The organism is Streptomyces bikiniensis, assembly GCF_000716625.1.
GTDB classification, from domain to species: Bacteria; Actinomycetota; Actinomycetes; order Streptomycetales; family Streptomycetaceae; genus Streptomyces; species Streptomyces bikiniensis.
Window position 1 is genome coordinate 1 of sequence record NZ_JNXJ01000041.1, and the last position, 25,404, is coordinate 25,404.

The following is a 25,404-nucleotide window of genomic DNA, read 5'->3' on the forward strand; positions in this document are numbered from 1 at the left end:
ACCACGGGCCCGTCCACCGCGACCACCACCGGGGGCGGGGGGTTTGGGAGGCAGGGGCTTTGGGGCCGGGGCTTCGGGGGCCGGGGGTTTCAGGACGCGAAGAGGCGGACCGGCCAGGTCGCGTGCTGTTCGGCGGTGAGGTCGAGCAGGGGCGCGGAGGCGGCCGGCAGGGCGTCCACTCCTTCCCCGGCGGCGGCCGCCGCCCGCTCGGCCACCCGGTCCATGTCGGGGGCGAGGCGGGCGAGGACGGCGGTGGCCCGGTAGGGGTCGAGGCCGAGGAGGCGCACCACCGCGGTCGCGGGACCGCCGACCGTCTCGTACGCCGCGCAGTGCGCCGCGTCCTCGGGGCCGAGTCCGGCGGCCCGGGCGGCGGCGCCCAGGACGACGGGCTGGTGGGCGCCGCGCGGGAAGGCCGCCGCGAGCGCGTCGAGCCCGGGATCGGGCCAGGCGGCGCGGGCGGCCCGCATCAGCTGGCGGCCGAGCCTGCGGGCGGCGGCGCGCAGGGCGGGCGAGGGGGTGCGGGCGTCGGCCGCCGCGTCGAGCGCGTGCGGGTCGAGCCCGTGCGCGGCTCCGGCGGCGAGTCCGGCGGAGGTGAGGCCCGTGGTGTGCAGGCGTCCCCGGCAGAAGGCCTCCAGGTCGTCGGCGTCCTTGATCCGGCCCGCCTTGACGGCGGCCTCGGCGCCGCCGGAGTGGGCGTGCCCGCCGGCGGGGAACCGCCCGTCGGCGAGCACGAGCAGGGCCGAGCGCGTCCCCGTCCGCATCTCCGTTCGCGTCCCCATCAGAAGAGGAAGTAACGCTGGGCCATGGGCAGTTCGGCGGCGGGGGCGGGCTCGACCGCCTCGCCGTCGACGGTCACCGTGAAGGTGTCCGCGTCGACCTCGACCCGGGGCAGCGCGTCGTTCTCGCGCATGTCGGCCTTGGTGACCCGCCGGGTGCTCCGGATGGGGGTGAACTCCTTGTGCACGCCCAGGCGTTGCGGCAGGTCGTCCTCGATCGCCGCCTCGGCGACGAAGTTGAGGGAACCGGCCGCCGCGGCCTTGCCGAGCGCGCCGAACATCGGCCGGGGCAGGATCGGCTGGGGCGTGGGGATGGAGGCGTTGGCGTCGCCCATCTGCGCGTACGCGATCTGGCCGCCCTTCATGACGAGGAGCGGCTTCACGCCGAAGAAGGCGGGCTCCCAGAGCACCAGGTCCGCGAGCTTCCCGGGCTCGACGGAGCCGATGAGGTGGTCCATGCCCTGGGCGGCGGCCGGGTTGATCGTGTACTTGGCGACGTAGCGGCGCGCCCGGTGGTTGTCGGCGCGGCCGTCGCCGGGCAGGGCGCCGCGCCGCTTCTTCATGACGTGGGCGGTCTGCCAGGTCCGCATGACCACCTCGCCGATCCGGCCCATGGCCTGGGAGTCGGAGGAGATGATCGAGATGGCGCCGAGGTCGTGCAGGACGTCCTCGGCGGCGATGGTGGAGGGCCGGATGCGGGACTCCGCGAAGGCGAGGTCCTCGGGGACGGCCGGGTTGAGGTGGTGGCAGACCATCAGCATGTCGAGGTGTTCCTCGATGGTGTTGACGGTGTGCGGCCGGGTCGGGTTGGTGGAGCTGGGCAGGACGTACGGCTCGGAGACGACCGTGATGATGTCGGGGGCGTGCCCGCCGCCCGCGCCCTCGGTGTGGTACGCGTGGATGGTGCGCCCGGCGACGGCGGCGAGGGTGTCGCCGACGAAGCCCGCCTCGTTGAGGGTGTCGGTGTGGATGGCGAGCTGGGCGCCGGTCTCCTCGCACACGGTCAGACAGGCGTCGATGACGGCCGGGGTGGCGCCCCAGTCCTCGTGGATCTTGAATCCGAGGGCTCCGCCGCGCAGTTGGGAGTGCATGGCCTCGCGGGACATCGTGTTGCCCTTGCCGAGGAGGCCGATGTTGACCGGGAAGGTGTCGAGGGCCTCGAACATCCGGGCCAGGTGCCAGGGGCCGGGGGTGATGGTGGTGGCCTTGGTGCCCTCGGCGGGTCCGGTGCCGCCGCCGACGAGGGTGGTGACGCCGGTGGCGAGGGCCTGCTCCACGACGGTCGGCGAGATGAAGTGGACGTGCGCGTCGACGGCTCCGGCGGTGACGATCCGGCCGTTGCCGACGACGATCTCGGTCTCGGGGCCGATCACGAGACCGGGGTGGACGCCGTCCATGGTGTCGGGGTTGCCGGCCTTGCCGAGGGCGGTGATCCGTCCGTCGCGGATGCCGATGTCGGCCTTGACGATCCCCCAGTGGTCGATGACCACGGCGCCGGTGATCACGGTGTCGGGGGCGCCCTCGGCGCGGGTGGTGCGGGCCTGCCCCATGGACTCGCGGACGACCTTGCCGCCGCCGAAGACGGCCTCCTCGCCGGCGCGGCCGGGGCCGCCGCAGCGGTCCTCCTCGATCTCCACGAGGAGGTCGGTGTCGGCGAGGCGGATCCGGTCGCCGGTGGTGGGGCCGAACAGGTCGGCGTATACGGCGCGGTGCAGCTCAGGCACGGGAGTCTCCGTTCGCCCCGGCGGGGGTCGCGTCGGCGCCCGGGACGGTCTCCGCGTCGAGCGGGCCGGCGGTCTCGCCGCGCAGTCCGGGCACGATCCGGCGGCCGGCGACCGGGACGAGCTCGACCTCGACGGGGATGCCGGGCTCGAAGCGGACGGCGGTCCCGGCGGCGATGTGCAGCCGGCGCCCGCGCGCGGCGGCGCGGTCGAACTCCAGACCGGGGTTGACCTCTGCGAAGTGGTAGTGGGAGCCGACCTGGACGGGCCGGTCGGCGGCGTTGAGCACGGTGAGGCGGGTGACGGGGCGCCCCTCGTTGAGGGCGACGGGGCCGTCCGCGTACAGGATCTCTCCGGGGATCATCGGCGGCGCCCGTTCAGACGATGGGGTCGTGGACGGTGACGAGCTTGGTGCCGTCCGGGAAGGTGGCCTCGACCTGGACGTCGTGGATCATCTCGGGGATGCCCTCCATGACGTCGTCGCGGGTGAGGACCTTGCGTCCGGAGGCCATCAGCTCGGCGACGGTCCGGCCGTCGCGGGCGCCCTCCAGGATGTGGGAGGTCAGGAGGGCGACGGCCTCGGGGTGGTTGAGCCGTACGCCCCGGGCCCTGCGCTTCTCGGCCACGTCCGCCGCCACATGGATGAGCAGGCGTTCCTGCTCGTGCGGGCTCAGTTGCACTCTTCCACCTCACAGTCGTCGACCGGGACGGCACCCGGACAGCTGCGGACCCTACCGACCGTCAACACTCTGTTGAACTGCCTGGATGCGGCCCGCGGCGAGACATTGCACGTTAGGGCGGAAGTTTTTCCGGCTCGTTAACTCCGGCTTTGCGTTCCCATGATCATCCGACCGGTGACGCCCCGGCGGGGCCTACGGGGCGCCGGGCTCGCGATGGCGGGCGGCGAGGCCGAAGTGTCCCTGTTCGCCGGGAGCGGAGTCGACGGAGTGGAAGCCGGAGACCGAGCGGACCACCCGCTCCTCCTCCGGCTGCGCCGCCGCTTCGAGTACGTCCAGGTCGGCGGCGGACACCAGGGCGACGAGGGGCTTCCCGTGGCGGGTGACGACGACGCGTTCACCGCCGTACACGACGCGGTTGATGAGGTCCGCGAGCTCGGCTCGCGCTTGCGTCACCGGGATCTCGTAGGTCATGCTCCTCATCTTACGGTCTGTACGTCCTGTACATTTTTCACAGATGGAGGTACCCGTCATGGACGCTCGACACGTCCTGCCCGAGTTCACGGAGCGGACCGCTTTCGGGATCCGGACCCTCGATCCGTACGCGAAGCTGCTGGAGTCCCGGATCGTCCTCCTCGGCACCCGGGTGGACGAGACCTCGTCCAACGACGTGATCACCCAGCTCCTGTACCTGGAGTACGCGGCACCCGAGCGGGACATCGCGCTCTACATCAACTCCCCCGGCGGCTCCGTCGCCTCCATGACCGCGATCCACGACACGATCCGGACGCTCGCCTGCGACGTGGCCACCACCTGCCTGGGGCAGGCCGCCTCCACCGCCGCCGTCCTGCTCGCCGCCGGCACCCCGGGCAAGCGCACGATGCTCCCCGGCGCCCGGGTCACGCTCCGGCAGCCCGCCGTGGAGGAGCCCCTGCGCGGGCAGCCGGGCGATCTCGACATCCAGGCCCGCGAACTGCTCCGCCAGCGCGCCCTGATGGCCGGGCTCCTCGCCGAGCACACCGGACGGAGCAGCGAGCGGGTCGACGCCGACCTCGACCGCCTCACGGTCCTGGACGCCCCGGCCGCGGTCGAGTACGGCCTCGTGGACCACGTGATCACGAGCCGGCGCGCCGCGGCCGGCGGCGCGGCGCGGTGAGCGGACCGTGGTTCCCGAACTGCCGCCGCTGCCCGCCCTGACGCGGGCCGAAGGCGGACTGGTCGACGCGTACCTCGCGGCCGTCGACCTCCTGGGGAGGATCAATCCGTCCAGGAGCACGCACACTTATGGCGCCCTGAGGGCGGCTCAGGCCCTGGTGGGACGCGCGGAGGAGCTGCGCGGGGCCCTGGCGCTCATGCACGCGCGGGGCGAGAGCGAGATCCACGCGGACACCCTGGCGCGCGCCCTGCGGGTGCTGGACGGGGAGCGGCGGGCGCACCGGGTCACGCTCCCCCGGGCATGACGGAGTTGACATTCCGGCATGTCGTGTCGAGGGCCGGACGGCCGACACGACATGCCGGAAGCACTCGTCCGTTCGGTGGAGTCGACGAGTCGACATATGGCTCGGGCGAGTTGCGCACGGGGTGTACACATCTGGCGGAATCGGGCGTTCCTTTGCTGGTGCGAGGCTCGTCGCCCAAACCTCCGACGATCACGAAACCATCCTGTCCACCCGAATGGATCAGTCGTGAGGACTCTCACATATCGCTGTTTCCACTCGGATTTCGACCAAGCTGTGGGGCAAGATCCCTGCCGACGACAAGCCCCCGCCATCCGAGGCGGGGCGGTCCGGGCGGACGCCGAGTCCTGCCGCCGTCCCGGACGCCTGGTCGACAGGATTGGATCGGCAGGAGTGGAGGACCCGAGCAGTACGGGCCGTACGCGCTGCTTCCGCAGCGGGGCCGGCCCTTGGGGTGAAGCCGCAGCCGCGGCCGGGCATCTTCGCCTGCCCGAACCCGACAGGTCATCCTTCACAGGCGGCTGACGAAGGGTTGCGCATGAGTGCGCAGATGCACGTCCCGTCCCTGCTGTCCCGGGCCGGAGCCGTCTCGGCTCTCACCCTCGCCGCCGTCGGCGGCACGCTGCTCGCGCCGGGCGCGGCACCGGAGGCCCAGGCGGCCACCGCACACGCGAACAAGGCGCTGAGCGTCGCCGCCTCCAAGAAGGGGGCGCCCTACCGCTACGGGGCCACCGGCCCCTCCCGGTTCGACTGCTCGGGCCTGACGCTCTACGCGTACAAGCAGGCGGGCAAGTCGCTGCCCCGCACCGCGCAGCAGCAGTACAACAAGACCAGCCGCGTCTCCGCCTCCGGCCGCCAGAAGGGGGACCTGGTCTTCTTCCACTCCGGCGGGAAGGTCTACCACGTGGGCATCTACGCCGGGAGCGGCAAGCTCTGGCACTCGCCCAAGACGGGCTCCTGGGTGAAGCTCGACAAGATCTGGACGTCGAAGGTCTCCTACGGACGCGTCCGGTGACCCCGCCCGGGCGCTGACCGGGCGCGGTGGAGGAAGCCGGGGGTGCGGTGGCGCCGCCGCCCCTCCCGCCCCGGCCTCCGGGCACATCGGCGGACCGCTGCCCGGCCGCGGCCCTCCGACCGGCAGGAGGGTGGCGGGAAGGGGGGGTGTCCTCCCGGGCACGGACCATCAGGGGGAGTCTCGTCGGACAGCGCTCGAATCGGGCGGCCCGGACGACGAGGTCAGCAGGTCCGGCCGGCACCCTCGTCCGTCGATCGGGTTGTTCGGAGACAGCGGTGGTCCTCCGGTCGGGCGGTTCGGCGGGTTGCCCCGGCTGCCGGTGGGCACGGAGCGGCCGTCCGCCGGGGACGTTCCGCTGCCGCTGCTCTTCTCCGCGCACCGGGAGAGGGACCACGGGAACAGTTCCGGGAGGTACGCGCGGGTCGTGTGCGTACCGGGCGGCGCTGAGACGACGGTCGTACCCGGCCCGGCGGGGTCCCGTGGTTTCGCGAACGGCCCCGGCTAACAGACCACCGGCGCCGCCGCCTTCCACGGCAGGGTGATGCCGACCGTCTTGCCGCCGTCCGGGGTGGGGGTCACCGAGAGGCGGCCGCCGGACTCCACCGCGAGGGAGCGGATGATGGCCATGCCGCGGCCGTTGTCCTGCTGGACCGCCGCCGGAAGGCGGCGGGGGCGGCGCGGATGGCTGTCCGTGACGCCGACGTGGAGCTGCTCCCCACGCTCCAGGCGTACGTCGACCGTGAAGGTGGGCGACTGGCCGAAGGTGTGCAGGACGGCGTTGGTGGCCAGTTCCGAGACGATCAGGCGGACCGCGTCCGCCTGGTCCGAGAGCGCGTCGAGGCCCCAGTCGGCGAGGACCCGCGCGACGTACCGCCGGGCGGTGGGGACCGAGGCGGGCTCGCTCGCCAGGGTGACGGATGCTTCCTGATGGTCTGCCATGGCGACTCTGTCCCTTTCCCGCCGGGGCCACCGCCCCGGATCGCACTGCGCGTCAGAGTCCCACCGATGGTGCCGCGCCGTATCGGGTTCCACCAGGGCAATACCGCATCTGTCGCCCGAAGCGGTGAACCGTACGACGCCTGAACGCCCTTGGGCGTACGTCAGGCGGCGGGCGCGGTCTCCAGGATCGTCTCCACCGCGCGGCCGATCTGCGCGTCCGTCAGGTCGGCGCGGGCCGTCAGGCGCAGCCGCGAGACGCCGTCGGGGACGGACGGGGGACGGAAGCAGCCGACCGCCAGGCCTCGTGCCCGGCAGTCCGCCGCCCAGCGCAGTGCCGCCTCCGGGGAAGGGGCGCGGACCGAGACCACGGCCGCGTCGGGCCGGGCCGCGGTCAGACCGGCCGCGGTCAGCCGCTCGTACAGGGCGGTGGCGACGGTACGGGCCCGCTCGGCCAGCCCCGGTTCGGCGGCGATCAGGCGCAGGCTCGCGAGGGCGCCGCCGACGGCGGCCGGGGCGAGGCCGGTGTCGAAGATGAAGGTGCGGGCGGCGTTCACCAGGTGCTCGATCACCCGGGCCGGGCCCAGGACCGCGCCGCCCTGGCTGCCCAGGGACTTGGAGAGGGTCAGGGTGGCGACCACGTCCTCGTCGCCCGCGAGCCCGGCCCCGTGCACCGCGCCCCGGCCCCCGTCGCCGAGGACCCCGAAGCCGTGGGCGTCGTCCACGACGAGACCGGCGCCGTGCGCGCGGCAGGCGGCGGCGAGGTCCGCGAGCGGGGCCCGGTCGCCGTCGACGGAGAAGACGGAGTCGCTGACGACGAGGGCCCGGCGCCCGGGGTGCGCCTCCAGGGTCTTCCGCACGGCCTCGGGATCGGCGTGCGGGACGACGGCGGTCCCGGCGCGCGCCAGGCGGCAGCCGTCCACCAGGGAGGCGTGGTTGGCGGCGTCCGAGACGATCAGGGAGTCCCGGCCGCCGAGCGCGGTGAGCACGGCGAGGTTGGCGGCGTAGCCGGAGGAGAAGACGAGGGCCGCCTCGAAGCCGCAGAAGGCGGCGAGTTCGCGCTCCAGGTCGGTGTGGAGCAGGGTGGTGCCGGTGACGAGCCGGGAGCCGGTGGAGCCCGCGCCCCAGCGCCGGGCCGCCTCGGCGGCCGCCCCGGTGACCTCGGGCCTGCGGGTGAGGCCGAGGTAGTCGTTGCCCGCCAGGTCGAGGAGGTCGGAGTCGGCCGCCCGGGGCCGCAGCGCGCGGACGAGGCCGGCGTCGGCCCGGCGGCGCGCCTCGGCCTCGGTCCAGTCGAAGGCGGCGCGGCGCGGGCCCGCGGCCCGTACGTCGCCGGCCCGGGTCTCGTACGCCTGTGCGCCGTCCACCTGTGTCTCGTGCGCCCGTACATCATCGGCCCGGGTTTCATACGCCTGTGCGTCGTCCGCCCGTGTCTCGTGCGCCCGTGCGTCGTCGGCCTGTGGCATGCGGGATCCTCCGTCGGCGCCTCCGGCCGCCCGGCCGGTGCCTTTTGTAGGCAGCGCACAGACCCTAGCCGCAGGAGACCGGGATCGTGGTGTGGTCATCCACACACCCCGATCGGGGGCGTTTGTTCGGATCCTCCTTGGCCCGGGGGCGGGCGGTAGGCCAGGATCAGCGGTTATGGACCTGCTGAACACGCTGGTGGAGAAGGGGCTGCGGCGCGAGCCGCCGACCCGTGAAGAAGCGCTCGCCGTCCTGGCGACCTCCGACGACGAACTGCTCGATGTGGTGGCCGCGGCCGGCAAGGTGCGCCGTCAGTGGTTCGGGCGGCGGGTGAAGCTCAACTACCTGGTCAACCTCAAGTCCGGCCTGTGCCCCGAGGACTGCTCGTACTGTTCGCAGCGGCTCGGCTCCAAGGCGGAGATCCTCAAGTACACCTGGCTGAAGCCGGACGAGGCGTCCCGGGCGGCCGCGGCGGGCGTCGCGGGCGGCGCCAAGCGGGTGTGCCTGGTGGCGAGCGGACGCGGTCCGACGGACCGGGACGTCGAGCGGGTCGGCAGGACCATCGAGGCCATCAAGGAGCAGAACGAGGGCGTCGAGGTGTGCGCCTGCCTCGGTCTGCTCTCGGACGGCCAGGCGGAGCGGCTCCGGGAGGCCGGCGCCGACGCGTACAACCACAACCTGAACACGTCCGAGGCGACGTACGGCGGGATCACCAAGACCCACACGTACGCCGACCGGGTGGACACCGTGCAGAAGGCGCACGCGGCGGGCCTGTCGGCCTGCTCGGGCCTGATCGCGGGCATGGGCGAGGCCGACGAGGACCTGGTCGACGTGGTGTACGCGCTGCGGGAGCTGGGCTCGGACTCGGTGCCGGTCAACTTCCTCATCCCGTTCGAGGGCACCCCGCTCGCCAAGGAGTGGAACCTGACCCCGCAGCGCTGCCTGCGGATCCTGGCGATGGTGCGGTTCGTCTGCCCCGACGTCGAGGTGCGGATCGCGGGCGGCCGCGAGGTGCACCTGCGCTCGATGCAGCCGCTCGCGCTGCACATCGCGAACTCGATCTTCCTGGGCGACTACCTGACCAGCGAGGGACAGGCCGGCCAGGCCGACCTGGACATGATCGCGGACGCGGGCTTCGAGGTGGAGGGCACGGGCACGCCCACGCTGCCCGCCCACCGCGCGGACGCGCTCGCGGCGGCCGGCGGCGGCTGCGGTTCGGGCGCCCCGGCGGGGAGCGGCGCGGGCTGCGGTTCGCATGCGGGCGCGCCGGCGGAGAGCGGTGCCGGGTGCGGGTCGCACTCCGGCGGCGGCTGCGGTCCGTGCGGCGGACACGCCCCGGTCCCCGAGCCCGCCGAGGCGCCGGCCGCCGAGGCCGTGCCGGGCGGGGCCCGGACCGATCTGGTGGCGGTGCGCCGCCGGGGAGCCGGGACGGACCTCGCGCCGAATGCGTAACGACGAGCTCCTCGCCCTGGACCGGGCGCACGTCTGGCACCCGTACGGCCCCATGCCGGGCCGCACGGACCCGCTGGTCGTCGCGTCCGCGTCCGGGGTGCGCCTCCGGCTCGCCGAACCCGCCGAGGGCCGGGACGAGTTGATCGACGGCATGTCCTCGTGGTGGTCGGCGGTGCACGGCTACAACCACCCCGTCCTCAACGAGGCGGTGCGCGGCCAGCTCGACCGGATGAGCCACGTGATGTTCGGCGGACTCACCCACGAGCCGGCCGTCCGCCTCGCGAGCCGGCTCGTGGAGATCACCCCCGAGCCGCTGCGGCACGTCTTCCTCAGCGACTCGGGCTCGGTCTCCGTCGAGGTGGCGGTCAAGATGTGCCTGCAGTACTGGCGTTCGCTCGGCCGTCCCGGGAAGCGGCGGCTCTTCACCTGGCGCGGCGGGTACCACGGGGACACCTGGCAGCCGATGTCGGTGTGCGACCCCGAGGGCGGGATGCACGAGCTGTGGTCGGGGGTCCTCCAGCCCCAGGTCTTCACGGACGCCCCGCCGGCCGCGTACGAGGAGTCGTACGCGGAGCTGCTGCGGGCCTCGATCGGGCGGCACGCGCATGAGCTGGCCGCAGTGGTCGTGGAGCCGGTGGTGCAGGGCGCGGGCGGGATGCGCTTCCACGACCCGGCGTACCTGCGGGTGCTGCGGGAGGCCTGCGACGAGCACGGCGTGCTGCTGGTGTTCGACGAGATCGCGACCGGGTTCGGGCGCACGGGCACGCTGTTCGCGGCCGACGCGGCCGGGGTCTCGCCCGACGTGATGTGCGTGGGCAAGGCCCTGACGGGCGGTTACCTGTCGATGGCCGCGACGCTCTGCACGAGCCGGGTGGCCGACGGGATCTCCCGGGGCGAGGTGCCGGTCCTGGCGCACGGGCCGACCTTCATGGGCAACCCGCTGGCCTCCGCCGTGGCCCTGGCCTCGATCGACCTGCTGCTCTCGCAGGACTGGCAGGTCGAGGTCAAGCGGATCGAGGCCGGGCTGCGCAACGGGCTCGCCCCGGCCGCCGCCCTGCCGGGCGTGCGGGACGTGCGGGTGCTCGGCGCGATCGGGGTCGTCCAGCTCGGCCACGGGGTCGACATGGCGGCGGCGACGCGCGCGGCGGTCCGGGAGGGCGTGTGGCTGCGCCCGTTCCGGGACCTGATCTACACGATGCCGCCGTACGTGACGGGCGACGGGGACGTGGCCCGGATCTGCGCGGCGGTACGGGCCGCCGCGGCGGCGGGCTGAACGGAAGAGGGATGGAGCGGACAGTGGGAATCGTCGTCGTCAGCGGGACCGGGACCGAGATCGGCAAGACGGTCGTGACCGCGGCCGTCGCCGCCGTCGCGACCGCCGCCGGGCGGTCGGTCGCGGTCCTGAAGCCGGCGCAGACGGGCGTCGGGCCGGACGAGCGGGGCGACGCGGACGAGGTCGTACGGCTCTCGGGCGCCGCCGCCTCCGCCGAGCTGGGCCGCTTCCCGGAGCCGCTGGCCCCCGGTACGGCCGCCCGGCGGGCCGGGCTCGCGCCGGTCGGGCCCCGGGAGGTCGCCGGGGCCGCCCGGAAGCTGGCCGCCGCGCACGACCTGGTCCTGGTGGAGGGGGCGGGCGGGCTGCTCGTCCGCTTCGACGGGGAGGGCGGCACGCTCGCGGACGCGGCGGCGCTGCTCGGCGCGCCGGTCCTGGTGGTGGCCCCGGCCGGGCTGGGGACGCTCAACTCGACCGCCCTGACGGCCGAGGCGCTGCGGGCGCGCGGGATCGGGCAACTGGGCGTGGTGGTCGGCAGCTGGCCGGCCGCGCCGGACCTGGCGGCCCGCTGCAACCTGGCCGACCTGCCGGGGGCGGCGGGCGCGCCGCTCCTCGGAGCCGTACCGGAGGGTTCGGGCGCCCTGTCACCGGCGGAGTTCCGGGCGGCGGCGGGGGGCTGGCTGGCCCCGCCCCTGGGCGGGACGTGGGACGCGCAGTCGTTCGCGCGGACGCACGCGGAGCCGTACGGGGGCTGACACCGCCGGGCCCGCACGAACCGGAGCGCGGCCCCGACAGACCCGGGGCGCGGGCCTTCCCGTACGGCCGGCAGCCTCCCGTACACCCGGGGCGCGGGCCCTCTCGTACGGCCGGATGCGCGCGCCCTTCCGTGCGGTCCCGGGCCGGGCCCCGGTCCGGGACCGGAGGGGTCCGCCTCGGCGACCGGCCCCGTCGTCCGGCCCCGGGGCGTGCGGCTCCGTAGGCTGGAGGTACGCGCGTCCAGGCACGAGGAGCCTCCGATGACGTCTTCGCGGCCGGTGGCCGGGGGTCCGCCCCGGGTGCACCACCCCCTCTTCGCCCGCTTCTACGCCCGGTTCAGCGTCTCCGCCGAGACGCGGGGCGGGATCGGGGCGCTCCGGGCGGAGCTGCTCGCCGGACTCGCCGGACGGGTCGTCGAGGTCGGGGCCGGGAACGGGCTGAACTTCACGCACTACCCGGTCGGGGTCACGGAGGTGGTGGCCGTCGAGCCGGAGGACCGGCTGCGCGAACTGGCCGGGAAGGCCGCGCGGCGGGCGGCCGTTCCGGTGACCGTGGTGCCGGGGACGGCCGAGGCGCTGCCCGCGCCGGACGGCTCCTTCGACGCGGCGGTGGTCTCCCTGGTGCTGTGCACGGTACGGGACGTGCCCGCGGCCCTCGCGGAGCTGCGCCGGGTCCTGCGCCCGGGCGGCGAGCTGCGCTTCTTCGAGCACGGGGCGGCGGGTACACCCGGGCTCGCGCGGGTGCAGCGGGGCCTGGACCGCACGGTGTGGCCGCTGCTCTTCGGCGGCTGCCACACCTCCCGGGACCCGCTGGCGGAGATCCGGGAGGCCGGGTTCGCCCTCGGCCCGTACCGCTCCTTCGACGTCCCGGAGGGCGGGCCCCGGCTGCCGTTCTCCCCCTGCGTCCTGGGCACGGCGCGCCGGTGAGGCGCCGCCGTCCCGCCCTCCGGAACCCGCCGGCACGGCCGGATGGTTTCGTGATGAGATCCGGCCATGATCGATCTGCAGATACGCGCCGCCACCGCCGACGAGGCCGAGGCCGTCCTCGCCTTCTGGCGGGAGTCCGCCGAGGGGACGTCCGTCTCGGACGACGTGTCCGGGGTCACCCGGCTCGTGGAGCGCGACCCGGAGGCCCTGCTCCTCGCGCTGGCCGACGGACGGATCGTGGGGTCCGTGATCGCCGGCTGGGACGGCTGGCGCGCCTCGCTCTACCGGCTCGCCGTCCTGCCCGCGTACCGGCGCCGGGGGATCTCCACCGCGCTCCTGCGGGCGGCCGAGGAGCGGTTCGCCGCGCTCGGCGGGCGGCGCGCGGACGCCATGGTCCTGGAGGCGAACGGAACGGGGCGGATGCTGTGGGCGGCGGCCGGGTACGAGCGCGAGGACCACTGGCGCCGCTGGGTGAAGCCGCTCGCGCAATGAAGAGCACAGGGGGTGATCGACACGCCGCTTTGCCCTTCCTTTACCATGGTCTCCCCTCCCGACGAACGAAAGGTGTGAGCGTCCGCCCATGGGCGAGCCCCCCAATAGCACTGGTTCCGAAAGACCCGAAAGCTCCGACCACGGCTCCGGATCCGGCCGTCGACGCCGAGCGATCCTCCTCCCGCCGCGTGATCATGGGACGGAGGTGAACCGATGACCGAAGTGCTGCTGCTCCTCCTCGCGCTCCTGCTCTCCCTCGCGTGCGGCGCCTTCGTCGCGGCCGAGTTCTCGCTGACCACGGTCGAGCGCGGCGAACTCGAAGCCGCCGCGAAGCGCGGCGAGCGCGGCGCGGCGGGCGCGCTCAAGGCCGTCAGGTCGCTGACGTTCCAGCTCTCCGGCGCCCAGCTGGGCATCACCGTCACCAACCTGGTGGTCGGCATGCTGGCCGAGCCGTCGGTCGCGAAGCTGATCAAGGGCCCGGTCGAGGCCCTCGGCCTCTCCTCCTCGGTCGCCTCCTCGGTGGCCCTGGTCCTGGGCACCGCCCTGTCGACCGTGGTCCTGATGGTGGTCGGCGAGCTGGTCCCCAAGAACTGGGCCATCTCCTCGCCGCTCGCCGTGGCGAAGGTCGTGGCCAACCCGCAGCGCGTGTTCACGGCCGCCTTCAGGCCGCTGATCAGCCACCTCAACAACACCGCGAACCGGATCCTGCGCCGGCTCGGCATGGAGCCGGCCGAGGAGCTGGCCTCCGCGCGCTCCCCGCAGGAGCTGGTGGCGCTCGCCCGGCACTCCGCGAAGGAGGGGGCCCTGGAGGCGGACACGGCCGAACTGTTCGTCCGCACCCTCAACCTGGCGGAGCTGACCGCCGAGAACGTGATGACGCCCCGCGTGCAGGTCACCGCCCTGGAGGTGCAGGCCACCGCCGAGGACGTGGCGAACGCGACCCGCGCGACCGGCCTGTCCCGCTTCCCCGTCTACCGCAACAGCCTGGACGCCGTCGTCGGCATCGCCCACATCAAGGACGTCCTCGCCATACCGGCCGACGAGCGGCCCCGCCGCCCGATCGGGGAGATGCTGCGCGAGCCGCTGCTCGTCCCCGAGACGCTGACCGTGGACAGGCTGCTCGACCGGCTGTCCGGGAAGCAGACGATGGCGGTCGTCATCGACGAGTACGGCGGTACGGCCGGGGTCGTCACCCTGGAGGACATCGTCGAGGAGGTCGTCGGCGAGGTCCGCGACGAGCACGACCCGCACGAGACGCCGGACCTGGCGCGGGCCGGCGAGGACGCGGACGGACGCGAGCTGTGGTCCGCCGACGGCGCGGCCCGCACCGACCAGGTCGGTGCGATCGGCCTGAAGGTGCCGGACGGCCCGTACGAGACGCTGGCGGGCTTCGTCGCCCACGAGCTGGGCCGCATCCCGGCCGTCGGCGACGGCGTGGAGCTCGACGGCTGGCGGCTCGACGTCGTGGACGCCTCGGGCCGCCGCGCGGCCCGCATGCTGCTGCACGCACCCGCGCACGACACCGAGGACGAGACCCGGGAGGCCGGCCGATGATCGCGATCCAGCTGCTGATCGGCCTGCTCACCCTGGTCGTGAACGCCTTCTTCGTCGGCGCCGAGTTCGCCCTGATCTCGGTCCGCCGCAGTCAGATCGAGCCCCTGGCCGAGGCCGGGAACAAGCGGGCGCGCAGTGTCGTCTGGGGTCTGGAACACGTCTCCGCGATGCTCGCGGCGGCCCAGCTCGGCATCACGCTCTGCACCCTGGTGCTCGGCATCGTCGCCGAGCCGGCCATCGCGCACCTGCTCGAACCGGTCTTCGACGCGGTCGGCGTCCCGCACGGCCTGGTGCACCCGATCTCGTTCGTGATCGCCCTGTCGCTCGCGACGTACCTGCACATGCTGCTCGGCGAGATGGTGCCGAAGAACATCGCGCTCGCCGAGCCGACGCGCTCCGCGCTGCTCCTCGGGCCGCCCCTGGTGGCGCTCGCGCGGGCGCTGCGGCCGGTGATCTTCACGATCAACGCCTTCGCGAACACCCTGCTCAAGCTGTTGCGGGTGGAGGTCAAGGACGAGGTCTCCGCGACCTTCTCGGACGACGAGCTGGCCCGCATGGTCACCGACGCCGGTGACGCCGGGCTCCTGGACGGCCGGGCCGCCGAGCGGCTGCACGACGCCCTGGAGCTGGGCCGCCGCCCCGTACGGGACGTGGTGATGCCGGCGGAGAAGGTGGTGTCCACCCCGGTCGGCACCACCCCGGAGGAACTGGAGGCGCTGTCGGCGCGGAGCGGGTTCTCCCGCTTCCCCGTGGTCGACCCGGAGCGGCACATCCTGGGCTACCTGCACGTCAAGGACGCCCTGGACATCGTCCCGCGCGACCTGCCGTTCCCGGTGTCGTCGCTGCGGCCGATCGCCCGGGTGCGGGCGGACACGCCGCTGGACGACGCCCTGACCGCGATGCGCCGCAGCCGGACGCACCTGGCGGCGGTGCTCGACGAGAACGACCGGCCGGCCGGTCTCGTGGCGATGGAGGACGTGCTGCGCGAGCTGGTGGGGCGCCCCGCGGCGCCGTGACCGGTCCGCGTGAACGGAGAAGGGCCCCGGGATCCGTCCCGGGGCCCTTCGGGCTTCGTCCGGGGTTTCGGGGTTCAGAGCGCGGTGGCGGCCAGCCAGGCGTCCAGCAGGCCCCGGTCGCCGGTGTGCGCGAAGCACGGCTCGTCGGCGCCGTACCGGCGGTGCAGCAGGAGCAGCAGCTCCCCGGCGTCCGCCTCGACGGCGGCGGTCGGCTCGGCGCCGCCGCTCCCCCGGGTCCAGGTGAAGCCGCCCCCGCCGAGGGCGAGGGTCCAGACGGCGCCGGCGTCGCGGGCGGTGAGGCGCAGGACCGTCCCGTCCCGGCCGAGCCGGGAGACCGGCTCCGCGATCCGGGCGATGTAGGGGGCGTCGGTCAGGAAGTGGTCGACGGCGTCCGCGGCCGTGGCGGGGTCGAGCGGGCCGGCCTTCCCGTCGACGGCGAGTTCGGCGTCGACGAGGTGGACCAGGGTCTCGAAGAGCACGTGCCGGGGGTAGTGGCGGACGTGCGGGTCGGCGCCCGGGGACCAGACGGGGGCGTCCGGGTCGGCGTCGCGCGCGGTGGCGGCGAACCGCTCGGCCCCGGCGACGAGCCAGTCGGCGTACGCGGCGGGGCCGGCCGGCGGGTCGAAGGGGACGTCCTCCGCGAGGACGCGGGTGGCGGAGCGGGTCCGTACGAGGTGCTCGGCCCAGCGGTGGACGGTGCCGACGTGCCGGGCGAGGTCCGCGAGGGTCCAGTCGGGGCAGCCGGGGACGGGGAGGGCGGGGTCGGCGTCGCGGACGACGGCGGCGAGGCGCCTGGTGAGGGCCAGGACGACGTCGCAGGCGGCGGCGTGGGCGTCCTCGGGGAGTCCGGAGGCGGGCCCGGAGGTGAGTCCGAAGCCCCCGGCGGCCCTGAGCAGCCCGTCCCGCCGGGGGCCCTCGGGCGCGCGCAGGGCGGCCGCGCGGAACAGTCCGTCGAGGGTCCGCCGGTCGGCCGCCGTGAGTCCGGCGAGGGTGTGGCCGGTGGACTCCAGCCACTTCACCGCCGTGTCGGGGTCGAGGACCTCCTCGTCGGCGGTCTCCACCTCCGTCACCAGACCGGCCAGGGCCTCGGCCAGGGCGCTCAGGAGCGCTTCGCTCATCGGATTTCCCCTCCCGGGTTCTCCACGGCACGCCTCGCATACCGCGCGGTATGATCGCTCCGCCATGGAGATCAATGCCACGTACAACAGTTTCGTCGCCCTCGGCGACAGCTTCACCGAGGGTATGTCGGACCTGAGGCCCGACGGTTCCTACGGCGGCTGGGCGGACGCCCTCGCGGGCCGTCTCGCCGCCCGCTCCCCCGGCTTCCGCTACGCGAACCTCGCCGTGCGCGGGAAGCTCATCGGACAGATCGTCGAGGAGCAAGTCGGCCCGGCCGCAACGATGGAGGCCGATGTGATCACCCTCGTCGGCGGCCTCAACGACGCCCTCCGCCCCAAGGTCGACATGGTCCGGGTGAGGGACCTCCTCACCGAGGCAGTGGAACGCCTCACACCCGCCTGCGGGCAACTGGTCCTCATGCGCAGCCCCGGCCGGAACGGGCCCGTCATGGAGCGCTTCCGGCCCCGGATGGAGGAGCTGTTCGCCCACATCGACGCGCTCGCCGCCCGGCACGGCGCCCTGGTCGTCGACCTGTACGGGGCGCCGTCGCTCGGCGACCCCCGGCTCTGGGACGCGGACCGGCTCCATCTGACGGCCGAGGGGCACCGGCGGGTCGCCGAGGCCGTGTGGCAGACCCTCGGCCTGGAGCCCGAGGAGGACTGGCGCACCCCGCTGCCGCCGACCGCGCGCCCGCGCTGGGCGAGCCGGCGGCTCGCGGACGCCCGCTTCGCCAAGGAGCACCTCGGCCCCTGGATCGGGCGGCGCCTGACCGGTCGCTCCTCCGGCGACGGCCGCGCGCCCAAGCGCCCGGAGCTGCTTCCGTACGCGCCCTCGGTGAGCGTCCGGTCCGAGCGCCCGTGACCCGCGTCTCGTAGCAAGCTCCACATCGGACGGCGGCGCCGACCTGCAGAAACCGCCAGGTAAACTCTGCCCACGTGACTGCTGTGACTGCGAAGCCCCGCATCCCCAACGTTCTGGCCGGCCGCTACGCCTCCGCGGAGCTCGCCGTCCTCTGGTCCCCCGAGCAGAAGGTGAGGCTGGAGCGGCAGCTGTGGCTCGCCGTGCTGCGTGCGCAGAAGGACCTCGGGATCGAGGTTCCGGAGGAGGCCCTCGCCGACTACGAGCGCGTCCTCGACCAGGTCGACCTCGGCTCCATCGCCGAGCGCGAGAAGGTCACCCGGCACGACGTGAAGGCCCGCATCGAGGAGTTCAACGCCCTCGCCGGCCACGAGCACGTCCACAAGGGCATGACCTCGCGCGACCTCACCGAGAACGTCGAGCAGTTGCAGATCCGGCTCTCCCTGGAGCTGATGCGGGACCGCACGGTCGCCGTCCTCGCCCGTCTGGGCAGGCTCTCCGCCGAGTACGCCGAGCTGGTCATGGCCGGTCGCTCGCACAACGTCGCCGCGCAGGCGACCACCCTCGGCAAGCGGTTCGCGACGGCGGCGGACGAACTGCTCGTGGCGTACGCGCGCCTGGAGGAGCTGCTCGGCCGCTACCCGCTGCGCGGCATCAAGGGCCCGGTCGGCACCGCGCAGGACATGCTCGACCTGCTCGGCGGCGACGCGGGCAAGCTGGCCGACCTGGAGCAGCGGATCGCCGGCCACCTCGGCTTCGCGCACGCCTTCACCTCGGTCGGCCAGGTCTACCCGCGCTCGCTCGACTACGACGTGGTCACCACCCTCGTCCAGCTCGCCGCCGCGCCGTCCTCGACCGCCAGGACGATCCGTCTGATGGCGGGCCACGAGCTGGTCACCGAGGGCTTCAAGCCCGGCCAGGTCGGCTCCTCGGCGATGCCGCACAAGATGAACACCCGCTCCTGCGAGCGCGTCAACGGCCTCATGGTCATCCTGCGCGGCTACGCCTCGATGACCGGCGAGCTGGCCGGCGACCAGTGGAACGAGGGCGACGTGTCCTGCTCCGTGGTCCGCCGGGTCGCGCTGCCGGACGCCTTCTTCGCCCTGGACGGCCTCCTGGAGACCTTCCTGACCGTGCTGGACGAGTTCGGCGCCTTCCCGGCCGTCGTGGCCCGCGAGCTCGACCGCTACCTGCCCTTCCTGGCGACCACCAAGGTCCTCATGGGCGCCGTGCGCGCCGGGGTCGGCCGCGAGGTCGCCCACGAGGCCATCAAGGAGAACGCCGTGGCCTCCGCGCTCGCCATGCGCGAGCAGGGCGCCGAGCGCAACGAGCTGCTGGACAAGCTGGCCGCCGACGAGCGCATCCCGCTGGACCGGGCGCAGCTCGACGAGCTGATGGCGGACAAGCTGTCCTTCACGGGCGCCGCCGCCGACCAGGTCGCCGCCGTGGTCTCCCGCATCGAGGAGATCGTGAAGCAGCATCCGGAGGCCGCCGCCTACGCCCCCGGGGCGATCCTCTGACCCCCTCCCCCCGGTACACCCGGCAGGAGCTGGAGGCCGCCCGCGACCGCGTCGTTCCGGACGTGGTCGCGGACGGCCTCTCGGTGCTCTTCTGCGGGATCAACCCGGGCCTGATGACGGCGGCGTCCGGCCATCACTTCGCCCGGCCGGGCAACCGGTTCTGGCCGGTGCTGCACCTGTCGGGGTTCACCCCGAGGCAGCTGCGGCCGGACGAGCAGGACGAGCTCCTGGCGTACGGCCTCGGGATCACGAACGTGGTGGCGCGGCCGTCCGCGCGGGCCGACGAGCTGACCCGCGAGGAGTACCTGGAGGGCGGGCGGCTGCTCACCGCGCGGGTGGAGCGCCTTGCGCCGCGCTGGCTCGCGATCGCCGGCGTCACCGCGTACCGCGCGGCCTTCGACGAGCCGAAGGCGGTGATCGGGCCGCAGGAGCGGACGATCGGCACCACCCGGATCTGGGCGCTGCCCAGCCCGAGCGGGCTCAACGCCCACTGGTCGACGGCGGCGATGGCCGAGGAGTTCGCCCGGCTCCGCGAGGCGGCGGGGGTCGAGCGGCGCACGGAGGCGTAGGGCCTGTCCGGCGGATCAGGGACGGGTGGGCCGCGGCGTCCGGTGCGGGGCCTCGCGAGGCGCCGGAGCGGTTCGACAGCGGAGCTGTCGGGATGTTGCGGCGACGCGGCGAGGTGCCGTGCCGGGCGTCGCGGCCCCGGCCGTGATCCGCCGGACAGGCCCTGGGTCCCGCCCGGCCGTGATCCGCCGTGCGGGACCGGGACTCCACCGGTCCCGCACGCGGCCGGGGCTCGCGGCGAGCGGGCTCCGTGCACGGCCGGGCTCGCGGCGAGCCGGTTGCCGTGCACGGCCGGGTCCGCGGCAAGCCGGTTCCGTCGGGCGGTGAACGGGCCGTCCGGGGCGTGCCGTTCCGCTTTCCGCGCCTCCGGGGTCCTCCCCGTGACGCGGGCCGCCTCCCCCTGAAGCGTCCGCCCGCCGCCGGTTCCGCCGGCCGGGGTCCGGGGCCGTCGTCGCGGCCGCGCGCACGGGCCGTCACCCAAGCGTGACAGGGGCGGCACTCGCCGCATCCGGACCCATTGAGTACCATCCGGCTGAATGGCTCACGAGCTGGGAGGACACACGGTGGGGCGGCTGACCGGCGGGGATCCGTCTCTGCTGCGGCGGATCAACTCCGCGGTGGTACTCCATGCGCTGCGGGGCGCCGACGCGCCCACGCTCACCGATCTGACCCGGATCACCGGTCTGTCGCGGCCCACGGTCGAGGGCGTCGTCGAAGGCCTCATGGAGGGCGGGCTCGTCGTCGAGTCGGCGCCCGAGGAGGGCGAGGCCCGGCGGCAGGGGCGGCCGGCGCGAAGGTTCCGCTTCCGCGCGGAGGCCGGCCATCTGCTCGGCATCGAGATCGGCCCGCACCGGGTGGCCGCCCTGCTCTCCGGTCTCGACGGCCGGATCATCGGCGCCGGGTCCCGGGAGGTGTCGGAGACGGCGTCCGAGGACGAGCGGCTCGACCGGGTCCGCACGGTCGTCGCGGACGTGCTGCGCAGGGCCGGGGTCGCCCGGTCCAACCTGCGGGCCGTGGGCGTGGGCACGCCCGGCATCGTGGAGGCCGACGGGACCGTACGGCTCGGCACGGCGCTGCCCGGCTGGACGGGCCTCGCGCTCGGCGAGCGGCTGCGGCGCTCCTTCCGCTGCCCGGTGATCGTGGAGAACGACGCCAACGCGGCGGCCGTCGCCGAGCACTGGAAGGGTGCCGCGACCGACTCCGACGACATCGTCTTCGTCCTGGCCGGACTGAGCCCGGGGGCCGGTTCGCTGATCGGCGGCCGGCTGCACCGGGGCTTCGGCGGGGCCGCGGGGGAGATCGGCGCCCTGCACCTGCTCGGCCGGGGCGTCACACCGGAGCACCTGCTCTCGACCACGGACGAGCCGCTGCACCCGCTGGACGAGCAGGCGGTCGCCGAGGTCTTCGCGCTGGCCAGGAAGGGCGACGCGCGGGCCGGGGCGGCGGTGGAGCGGTTCATCCAGCGGCTCGTGCACGACGTGGCGGCCCTCGTCCTCGCCATCGACCCCGAGCTGGTGGTGGTGGGCGGCTGGGCGGCCGGGCTCGACGGGGTGCTCCAGCCGCTCCGGGAGGAGCTGGCGCGGTTCTGCCTGCGGCCGCCCCGGGTGGTGCTGTCCCTGCTCGGCGAGGCCGCGGTGGGCACGGGCGCGCTGCGCCTCGCCCTCGACCACGTCGAGGAGCAGCTGTTCGCCGTCGACGCGACGGTGACGGCCCGCCGCTGAACCGCCGGAGGGGCGGTCCCGGGACGGGCCGGTTTTCGTGAAGGGCGTACGGAGTACGGCTACGAGGCCATGACCAGGTCGACCGAGTCGCCGAAGGTGAGGCGGCAGGTGTCGGCGCGGTAGGTGGCCACGGAGACGGCGGCGGTGCGGCCCCCGGAGAGGTAGCGGGTCGTCACGACGAGGACGGGCGCGCCGGGCAGCCGGTCGAGCTCCTTGGCGTCGTCGGCGCGGGCGGAGCCGAGCTCGACGGAGCGGTCCTGGCCGTCCAGGGCGAGGTGCTGGAGCTCGCGGAGCACGGCGCGGGCGCGGGCGGGGCCCGCGGGGGCGTCGATGCCGCTGAGGCCGGGGACGGAGCCGGCCGGCACGTAGAGCAGTTCGGCGGCGACCGGCTGGCCCTGGGTGATCCGGAGGCGGCGGACGACGTGCACCCGGTCCTCGGCGCCGGTCTCCAGGACGCGCGCGACGGCGGCCGGAGGGACGTCGGAGGCGGAGTCCAGGGCCTGCCAGGCCTCGTCGCCGACGCCCGGCCAGGCGTGCTGGGTGGTGGAGACGTCCACGCCGACGCGCGGCGGGGCGACCGTGGTGCCGACGCCGCGGCGGCGCTGGAGGCGCCCTTCGAGCTCCAGCTGCTCCAGGGCCTGCCGGAGCGTGGCCCGGGCGACGCCGAAGCGCGCGGCGAGCTCGCGCTCGTTGGGAAGGATCTCCCCGACCGCGAAGTCCGAGTCGAGCGCTTCGCCGATCACTGTCTTGAGGTGCTGGTACTTCGGTTCCGGCACCGATGCCAGCTGCGTGGTCCCCACCCTGATCCTCCGCAATTCGCCGTGTCCCGCGGCGTTTTTCCGCGCCCTTGTTTATTAAAGGTTCCTGCACTAACTCTGCGACCATAAGGCGAGCCACCCCCTTGGTCAAGACCAATCCTCCGTCGAAAACCCCGGAATGTGGCCCTCTGACCTAGATCGTTCACAGGACGTTCGCACTCCTGTGAGGCTCCGGTAGCGGAAAACCCCCGTCGGGAGCCGGCGGGGGCGGGGGTTCGTGCGGCGCCGGCGGCGCCGGACGGCGAAGAGCGCGCTCCCGGGGGTCGCCCCGGGGAGAGAGCGCCGTGTTATGGCCAAGTGTTATTACCGCGCTCGCCCTCCTCTTCGGAATCATGGGTCATGTTCATGCCGAGTCACCGCCCCGCCGGCGGGGCTCCGGCATGCGCGCGGCCCCTCGGGGCCGCCGCCCCCCACACGCGCGCCCGACCGGCGCGCCCGTCCGAATAGAGGAACCCTTGCGCATCACACGGCTCGTGCCCGCCCTCGCGGCCGCGGCGGTCTCCGTCCTCGCCCTGCTCTCCCCCGCCGCCTCCGCGGCACCCGCGCCCGCGCCCCCGGCCGTCCAGGCCGTGCAGCCGATCATCGGCGGCGGCTACGCCTCCAACGCCCCGTGGGCGGCCCGGCTGCTCTCCAACGGCCGGGAGACCTGTTCGGCCACGATCATCGCCCCGACGTGGATCCTCACCGCCAAGCACTGCGTCACCGGCGGCGGGCTCTCGTTCCGCATCGGCAGCCTCGACCAGCACAGCGGCGGCACCCTGGCCAACGGCGTCCAGACCTACACGCACAGCTCCGACCTGGCCCTGGTCCGCCTCGACCGCTCCGTGTCGGCGACCTACGCCACGCTCGGCCAGCCGGGCACCGTGCGCGTCGGCCAGAACGTCCAGGTGTACGGCTGGGGCGCCACGTCCCAGTGCGGCTCGGAGGCCAACTGCCAGTCCCGCTACCTGAAGGTCGCCAACGTCACCGTCACCAGCGGCTGCACCGACGCCTACGGCGGCTCCGCGATCTGCGCCCGCCGGGGCGACGGCATCACCGCGGGCGGCGACTCCGGCGGCCCGATGATGGCCGCCGGGGTCCAGGTCGGCGTCGCCTCCACCAGCGACCGCCAGACCACCACGGCGTACACCAACGTGACGGCGTACCGCTCCTGGATCAGGTCGATCGCGGGCGTGTGACGCGCTTCCGTCCCTGACGGGCGACGGGCCTCCCCTCGCGGTGCGGCGGGAGGCCCGTCGCCGTGCCCGGAGGGTCAGACGTCCTTCAGGCCGTGGAACTTGTCGGGGTTCCGGATGATGTGGACCGTCTGGACGCGCCCGTCCCTGACCTCGATCTGGATGACCGTGTCGGGGCGCCCGTCGACGAACGCGACCAGGGCCGGGGCGCCGTTGAGCTCGACGACGCGGCGCTCGTGCCGGAAGTTCTCGTCCCCGGCGACGGCGTTGAGGAAGCGGCCGACCTTGTCGGCGGTCTCGATGACCCGCAGCGGCGCCTTGGCCTTGCCGCCGCTGTCGCCGACGAGGCGCACGTCCGGCGCGAGCAGGGCGAGCAGTTCGCCGAGGTCGCCGCCGGCGGCCGCGGCGAGGAAGCGCTCGGTGAGGTCGCGGCGCTCGGCCGGGTCGACGTCGTAGCGCGGCCTGCCCTCGTCCACGTGGCGCCGGGCGCGCCCGGCGAGCTGGCGCACGGCCGCCTCCGAGCGGTCCAGGGCGGTGGCGATCTCCCCGTACGGGAAGCCGAAGGCCTCGCGCAGCACGAAGACGGCCCGCTCCAGGGGCGAGAGGGATTCGAGGACGACGAGGACGGCGAGCGAGACCGAGTCGGCGAGCAGGGCGCGCTCGGCGGTGTCGGGGGCGGCCGGGCCGAAGTCGGTGACGACGGGCTCGGGCAGCCAGGGGCCGACGTAGGTCTCGCGGCGCGCGTGGGCGAGCCGGAGCCGGTCGATGGCGAGGCGGGTGGTGATCCGTACGAGGAAGGCGCGCGGCTCGCGGACGGCGGCCCGGTCCTCGGCGGTCCAGCGCAGCCAGGCTTCCTGGACGACGTCCTCGGCGTCGGCGGCGCGCCCGAGCATCCGGTAGGCGACGCCGAGGAGCATCGGGCGGTGCTCCTCGAAGAGTTCGGTCAGGACGTCGGCGGGAGGGCCGGTGGGGGCGGGGCCGGTCGTACGGGTGGGGGCGGGGCCGGCGGGATCGGTCGTACGGGTGGCGGCGGGGCCGGTGGTGCCGCCGGGAGCGAGGTCGGCGGGGCCGGTGGTGCCGCCGGGGGCGGGGTCGGTGGTGTCGGTGGGGATGTCGGTGGGCACCCGGCCATCCCAGCCCACCTCCTCCGGCCTGTCCAGTTCGGTCCGGGCCCTTGAACTCCCGGCTACCGACCGGTAATTCTTGCTGACGGGTCGTCTAAGAGGTGTCACGACAGGGAGTCCGCATGCCCGCACGGATCACGTTCACGATCGAGACCCCCACGGGTCGCCGGACGACGTCCCTGACGTACGAGCGGAGGGGCGCGGGCGAGCCGCTGCTGCTCCTGCACGGCATCGGGCACCACTGGCAGGCCTGGGAGCCCGTCCTCGACGTCCTGGCCGCCGAGCGGGACGTGATCGCCGTCGACCTGCCCGGCTTCGGTGCCTCCGACGCGCTGCCGGAGGGCTCCCCGTACGACCTGTCCACCGTCGTCCCCGTCCTCGGCGCCTTCTGCGAGGCCCTCGGCGTGGAGCGTCCGCACGTGGCCGGGAACTCGCTCGGCGGGCTGCTCGCGCTGGAGCTCGGCCGGGAGAAGCTGGTGCGCTCGGTCACCGCCCTCTCCCCCGCCGGCTTCTGGACCGAGGCCGAACGCCGGTACGCCTTCGGGACGCTGCGGGCCATGCGCGGCGCGGCCCTGTCGCTGCCCGTGCCGGTGATCGAGCGGCTGTCCCGCACCCCCGCCGGGCGCACCGCCCTCACCAGCACCATCTACGCCCGGCCCGCGCGCCGCTCACCCGAGGCGGTCGTCTCCGAGACGCTCGCGCTGCGCGGTGCGACCGGCTTCCACCAGACCCTGGCGGCGGGCCGGGCCGTGCTCTTCCGCGACGACTTCTCCTCCTCGGTGCCCGTCACCGTCGCCTGGGGCACCCGCGACCGGCTGCTCCTTCGCCGCCAGGGCGTCCGCGCGAAGCGGGTCCTGCCCGGCGCGCGGCTCGTCCGGCTGCCCGGCTGCGGCCACGTGCCCATGAACGACGACCCGGCCCTCGTCGCGCGCGTGCTCCTGGACGGCAGCCGCTGAGGCCGTCTTCGTACGGGTGAACAGGCCGGTGCCCAGG

At 74.5% G+C, this 25,404-nt stretch carries 26 protein-coding genes and 1 riboswitch; of the genes, 16 read left to right on the top strand and 10 right to left on the bottom strand.

The window, feature by feature from the left end; translation table 11 throughout:
• Positions 1-89: 89 nt before the first annotated feature.
• The 5 genes from OO47_RS26590 to OO47_RS26610 all read right to left on the bottom strand — a co-directional run bounded on the left by OO47_RS26590 (position 90) and on the right by OO47_RS26610 (position 3,648).
• The gene (locus OO47_RS26590; protein WP_234323301.1) at positions 90-779 is read right to left on the bottom strand and encodes an urease accessory protein UreF; all 690 of its coding nucleotides are present in this window, start codon (positions 777-779) and stop codon (positions 90-92) included.
• Positions 779-2,500: an urease subunit alpha gene (locus OO47_RS26595; protein ID WP_030214283.1), complete on the bottom strand. Its 1,722-nt coding sequence runs from the start codon at positions 2,498-2,500 to the stop codon at positions 779-781. Before OO47_RS26595 ends, OO47_RS26590 begins: the two co-directional genes overlap by 1 nt.
• Positions 2,493-2,861, bottom strand: a complete 369-nt coding sequence (locus OO47_RS26600) for an urease subunit beta (protein ID WP_051716036.1) — start codon at positions 2,859-2,861, stop codon at positions 2,493-2,495. Before OO47_RS26600 ends, OO47_RS26595 begins: the two co-directional genes overlap by 8 nt.
• 13 nt (positions 2,862-2,874) lie before the next feature.
• A complete protein-coding gene (locus tag OO47_RS26605; RefSeq protein WP_030214289.1) occupies positions 2,875-3,177 on the bottom strand; it encodes an urease subunit gamma in 303 nt (100 codons plus the stop codon).
• Between the two features lie 192 nt (positions 3,178-3,369).
• Positions 3,370-3,648 (bottom strand): type II toxin-antitoxin system Phd/YefM family antitoxin, encoded by a 279-nt coding sequence (locus tag OO47_RS26610; protein ID WP_030214291.1) that lies wholly within the window; start codon positions 3,646-3,648, stop codon positions 3,370-3,372.
• A gap of 58 nt (positions 3,649-3,706) precedes the next feature.
• Here OO47_RS26610 and OO47_RS26615 point away from each other — a divergent pair, with 58 nt between their 5' ends.
• From OO47_RS26615 to OO47_RS26625, 3 genes are all read left to right on the top strand, one after another.
• Positions 3,707-4,330 (top strand): ATP-dependent Clp protease proteolytic subunit, encoded by a 624-nt coding sequence (locus tag OO47_RS26615; RefSeq protein ID WP_234323302.1) that lies wholly within the window; start codon positions 3,707-3,709, stop codon positions 4,328-4,330.
• A 7-nt stretch (positions 4,331-4,337) separates the two neighbouring features.
• Positions 4,338-4,634 carry a hypothetical protein gene (locus OO47_RS26620; RefSeq protein WP_030214301.1) on the top strand — a complete coding sequence of 99 codons (297 nt, stop codon included), beginning with the start codon at positions 4,338-4,340 and terminating at the stop codon, positions 4,632-4,634.
• Positions 4,635-5,035: 401 nt separating this feature from the next.
• Positions 5,036-5,166, top strand: a riboswitch (cyclic di-AMP (ydaO/yuaA leader).
• Positions 5,167-5,169: 3 nt separating this feature from the next.
• The gene (locus OO47_RS26625; RefSeq protein ID WP_030214304.1) at positions 5,170-5,646 is read left to right on the top strand and encodes a C40 family peptidase; all 477 of its coding nucleotides are present in this window, start codon (positions 5,170-5,172) and stop codon (positions 5,644-5,646) included.
• Between the two features lie 501 nt (positions 5,647-6,147).
• Here the strand turns inward: OO47_RS26625 and OO47_RS26630 are convergent.
• Both OO47_RS26630 and OO47_RS26635 read right to left on the bottom strand, forming a co-directional pair.
• Positions 6,148-6,585, bottom strand: coding sequence for an ATP-binding protein (locus tag OO47_RS26630; protein WP_030214306.1), 438 nt, complete (start codon positions 6,583-6,585; stop codon positions 6,148-6,150).
• Between the two features lie 161 nt (positions 6,586-6,746).
• Entirely contained in the window at positions 6,747-8,045 is a 1,299-nt protein-coding gene (locus OO47_RS26635; RefSeq protein WP_078489937.1) for an 8-amino-7-oxononanoate synthase, read from the bottom strand.
• Between the two features lie 175 nt (positions 8,046-8,220).
• Between OO47_RS26635 and bioB the strand changes: the two genes are divergently transcribed.
• The 7 genes from bioB to OO47_RS26670 all read left to right on the top strand — a co-directional run bounded on the left by bioB (position 8,221) and on the right by OO47_RS26670 (position 15,509).
• Positions 8,221-9,495: a biotin synthase BioB gene (bioB, locus tag OO47_RS26640; protein WP_030214319.1), complete on the top strand. Its 1,275-nt coding sequence runs from the start codon at positions 8,221-8,223 to the stop codon at positions 9,493-9,495.
• The gene (locus OO47_RS26645) at positions 9,488-10,768 is read left to right on the top strand and encodes an adenosylmethionine--8-amino-7-oxononanoate transaminase (RefSeq protein WP_030214321.1); all 1,281 of its coding nucleotides are present in this window, start codon (positions 9,488-9,490) and stop codon (positions 10,766-10,768) included. The genes bioB and OO47_RS26645 overlap by 8 nt, the downstream gene beginning before the upstream one ends.
• An 11-nt stretch (positions 10,769-10,779) precedes the next feature.
• A complete protein-coding gene (gene bioD, locus OO47_RS26650; protein WP_407696363.1) occupies positions 10,780-11,520 on the top strand; it encodes a dethiobiotin synthase in 741 nt (246 codons plus the stop codon).
• 261 nt (positions 11,521-11,781) lie between these two features.
• A complete protein-coding gene (locus tag OO47_RS26655; protein ID WP_030214326.1) occupies positions 11,782-12,447 on the top strand; it encodes a class I SAM-dependent methyltransferase in 666 nt (221 codons plus the stop codon).
• Positions 12,448-12,513: 66 nt separating this feature from the next.
• Complete coding sequence (locus tag OO47_RS26660; protein WP_030214329.1) at positions 12,514-12,939, top strand: GNAT family N-acetyltransferase; 426 nt, start codon at positions 12,514-12,516, stop codon at positions 12,937-12,939.
• Between the two features lie 213 nt (positions 12,940-13,152).
• Positions 13,153-14,493, top strand: coding sequence for a hemolysin family protein (locus OO47_RS26665; protein WP_030214332.1), 1,341 nt, complete (start codon positions 13,153-13,155; stop codon positions 14,491-14,493).
• Positions 14,490-15,509 (top strand): hemolysin family protein, encoded by a 1,020-nt coding sequence (locus tag OO47_RS26670; protein ID WP_030214334.1) that lies wholly within the window; start codon positions 14,490-14,492, stop codon positions 15,507-15,509. The genes OO47_RS26665 and OO47_RS26670 overlap by 4 nt, the downstream gene beginning before the upstream one ends.
• A gap of 74 nt (positions 15,510-15,583) precedes the next feature.
• Here OO47_RS26670 and OO47_RS26675 read toward each other — a convergent pair whose 3' ends face one another.
• Positions 15,584-16,627, bottom strand: coding sequence for a maleylpyruvate isomerase N-terminal domain-containing protein (locus OO47_RS26675; RefSeq protein ID WP_030214337.1), 1,044 nt, complete (start codon positions 16,625-16,627; stop codon positions 15,584-15,586).
• A gap of 64 nt (positions 16,628-16,691) precedes the next feature.
• Here OO47_RS26675 and OO47_RS26680 point away from each other — a divergent pair, with 64 nt between their 5' ends.
• The 4 genes from OO47_RS26680 (at position 16,692) to OO47_RS26695 (ending at position 21,294) form a co-directional block, all read left to right on the top strand.
• Complete coding sequence (locus tag OO47_RS26680) at positions 16,692-17,489, top strand: SGNH/GDSL hydrolase family protein (RefSeq protein ID WP_033210404.1); 798 nt, start codon at positions 16,692-16,694, stop codon at positions 17,487-17,489.
• 74 nt (positions 17,490-17,563) lie between these two features.
• On the top strand, positions 17,564-19,006 hold the full coding sequence (gene purB / locus OO47_RS26685; protein WP_030214343.1) for an adenylosuccinate lyase: 1,443 nt from the start codon (positions 17,564-17,566) through the stop codon (positions 19,004-19,006).
• A gap of 62 nt (positions 19,007-19,068) precedes the next feature.
• Complete coding sequence (mug, locus tag OO47_RS26690) at positions 19,069-19,575, top strand: G/U mismatch-specific DNA glycosylase (RefSeq protein ID WP_033210406.1); 507 nt, start codon at positions 19,069-19,071, stop codon at positions 19,573-19,575.
• A gap of 561 nt (positions 19,576-20,136) precedes the next feature.
• The gene (locus tag OO47_RS26695) at positions 20,137-21,294 is read left to right on the top strand and encodes an ROK family transcriptional regulator (RefSeq protein ID WP_030214345.1); all 1,158 of its coding nucleotides are present in this window, start codon (positions 20,137-20,139) and stop codon (positions 21,292-21,294) included.
• Positions 21,295-21,353: 59 nt separating this feature from the next.
• Here OO47_RS26695 and OO47_RS26700 read toward each other — a convergent pair whose 3' ends face one another.
• Positions 21,354-22,094: a GntR family transcriptional regulator gene (locus OO47_RS26700; RefSeq protein ID WP_030214348.1), complete on the bottom strand. Its 741-nt coding sequence runs from the start codon at positions 22,092-22,094 to the stop codon at positions 21,354-21,356.
• 473 nt (positions 22,095-22,567) lie between these two features.
• On the opposite strand from OO47_RS26700, the gene OO47_RS26705 reads away from it, so the two are divergent.
• Positions 22,568-23,290 (top strand): S1 family peptidase, encoded by a 723-nt coding sequence (locus OO47_RS26705; protein WP_030214350.1) that lies wholly within the window; start codon positions 22,568-22,570, stop codon positions 23,288-23,290.
• A 74-nt stretch (positions 23,291-23,364) separates the two neighbouring features.
• Here OO47_RS26705 and OO47_RS26710 read toward each other — a convergent pair whose 3' ends face one another.
• On the bottom strand, positions 23,365-24,234 hold the full coding sequence (locus tag OO47_RS26710) for an RNA polymerase sigma-70 factor (RefSeq protein ID WP_030214352.1): 870 nt from the start codon (positions 24,232-24,234) through the stop codon (positions 23,365-23,367).
• A gap of 299 nt (positions 24,235-24,533) precedes the next feature.
• Here OO47_RS26710 and OO47_RS35510 point away from each other — a divergent pair, with 299 nt between their 5' ends.
• Positions 24,534-25,367 (top strand): alpha/beta fold hydrolase, encoded by an 834-nt coding sequence (locus OO47_RS35510; RefSeq protein ID WP_030214354.1) that lies wholly within the window; start codon positions 24,534-24,536, stop codon positions 25,365-25,367.
• Positions 25,368-25,404 lie beyond the last annotated feature (37 nt).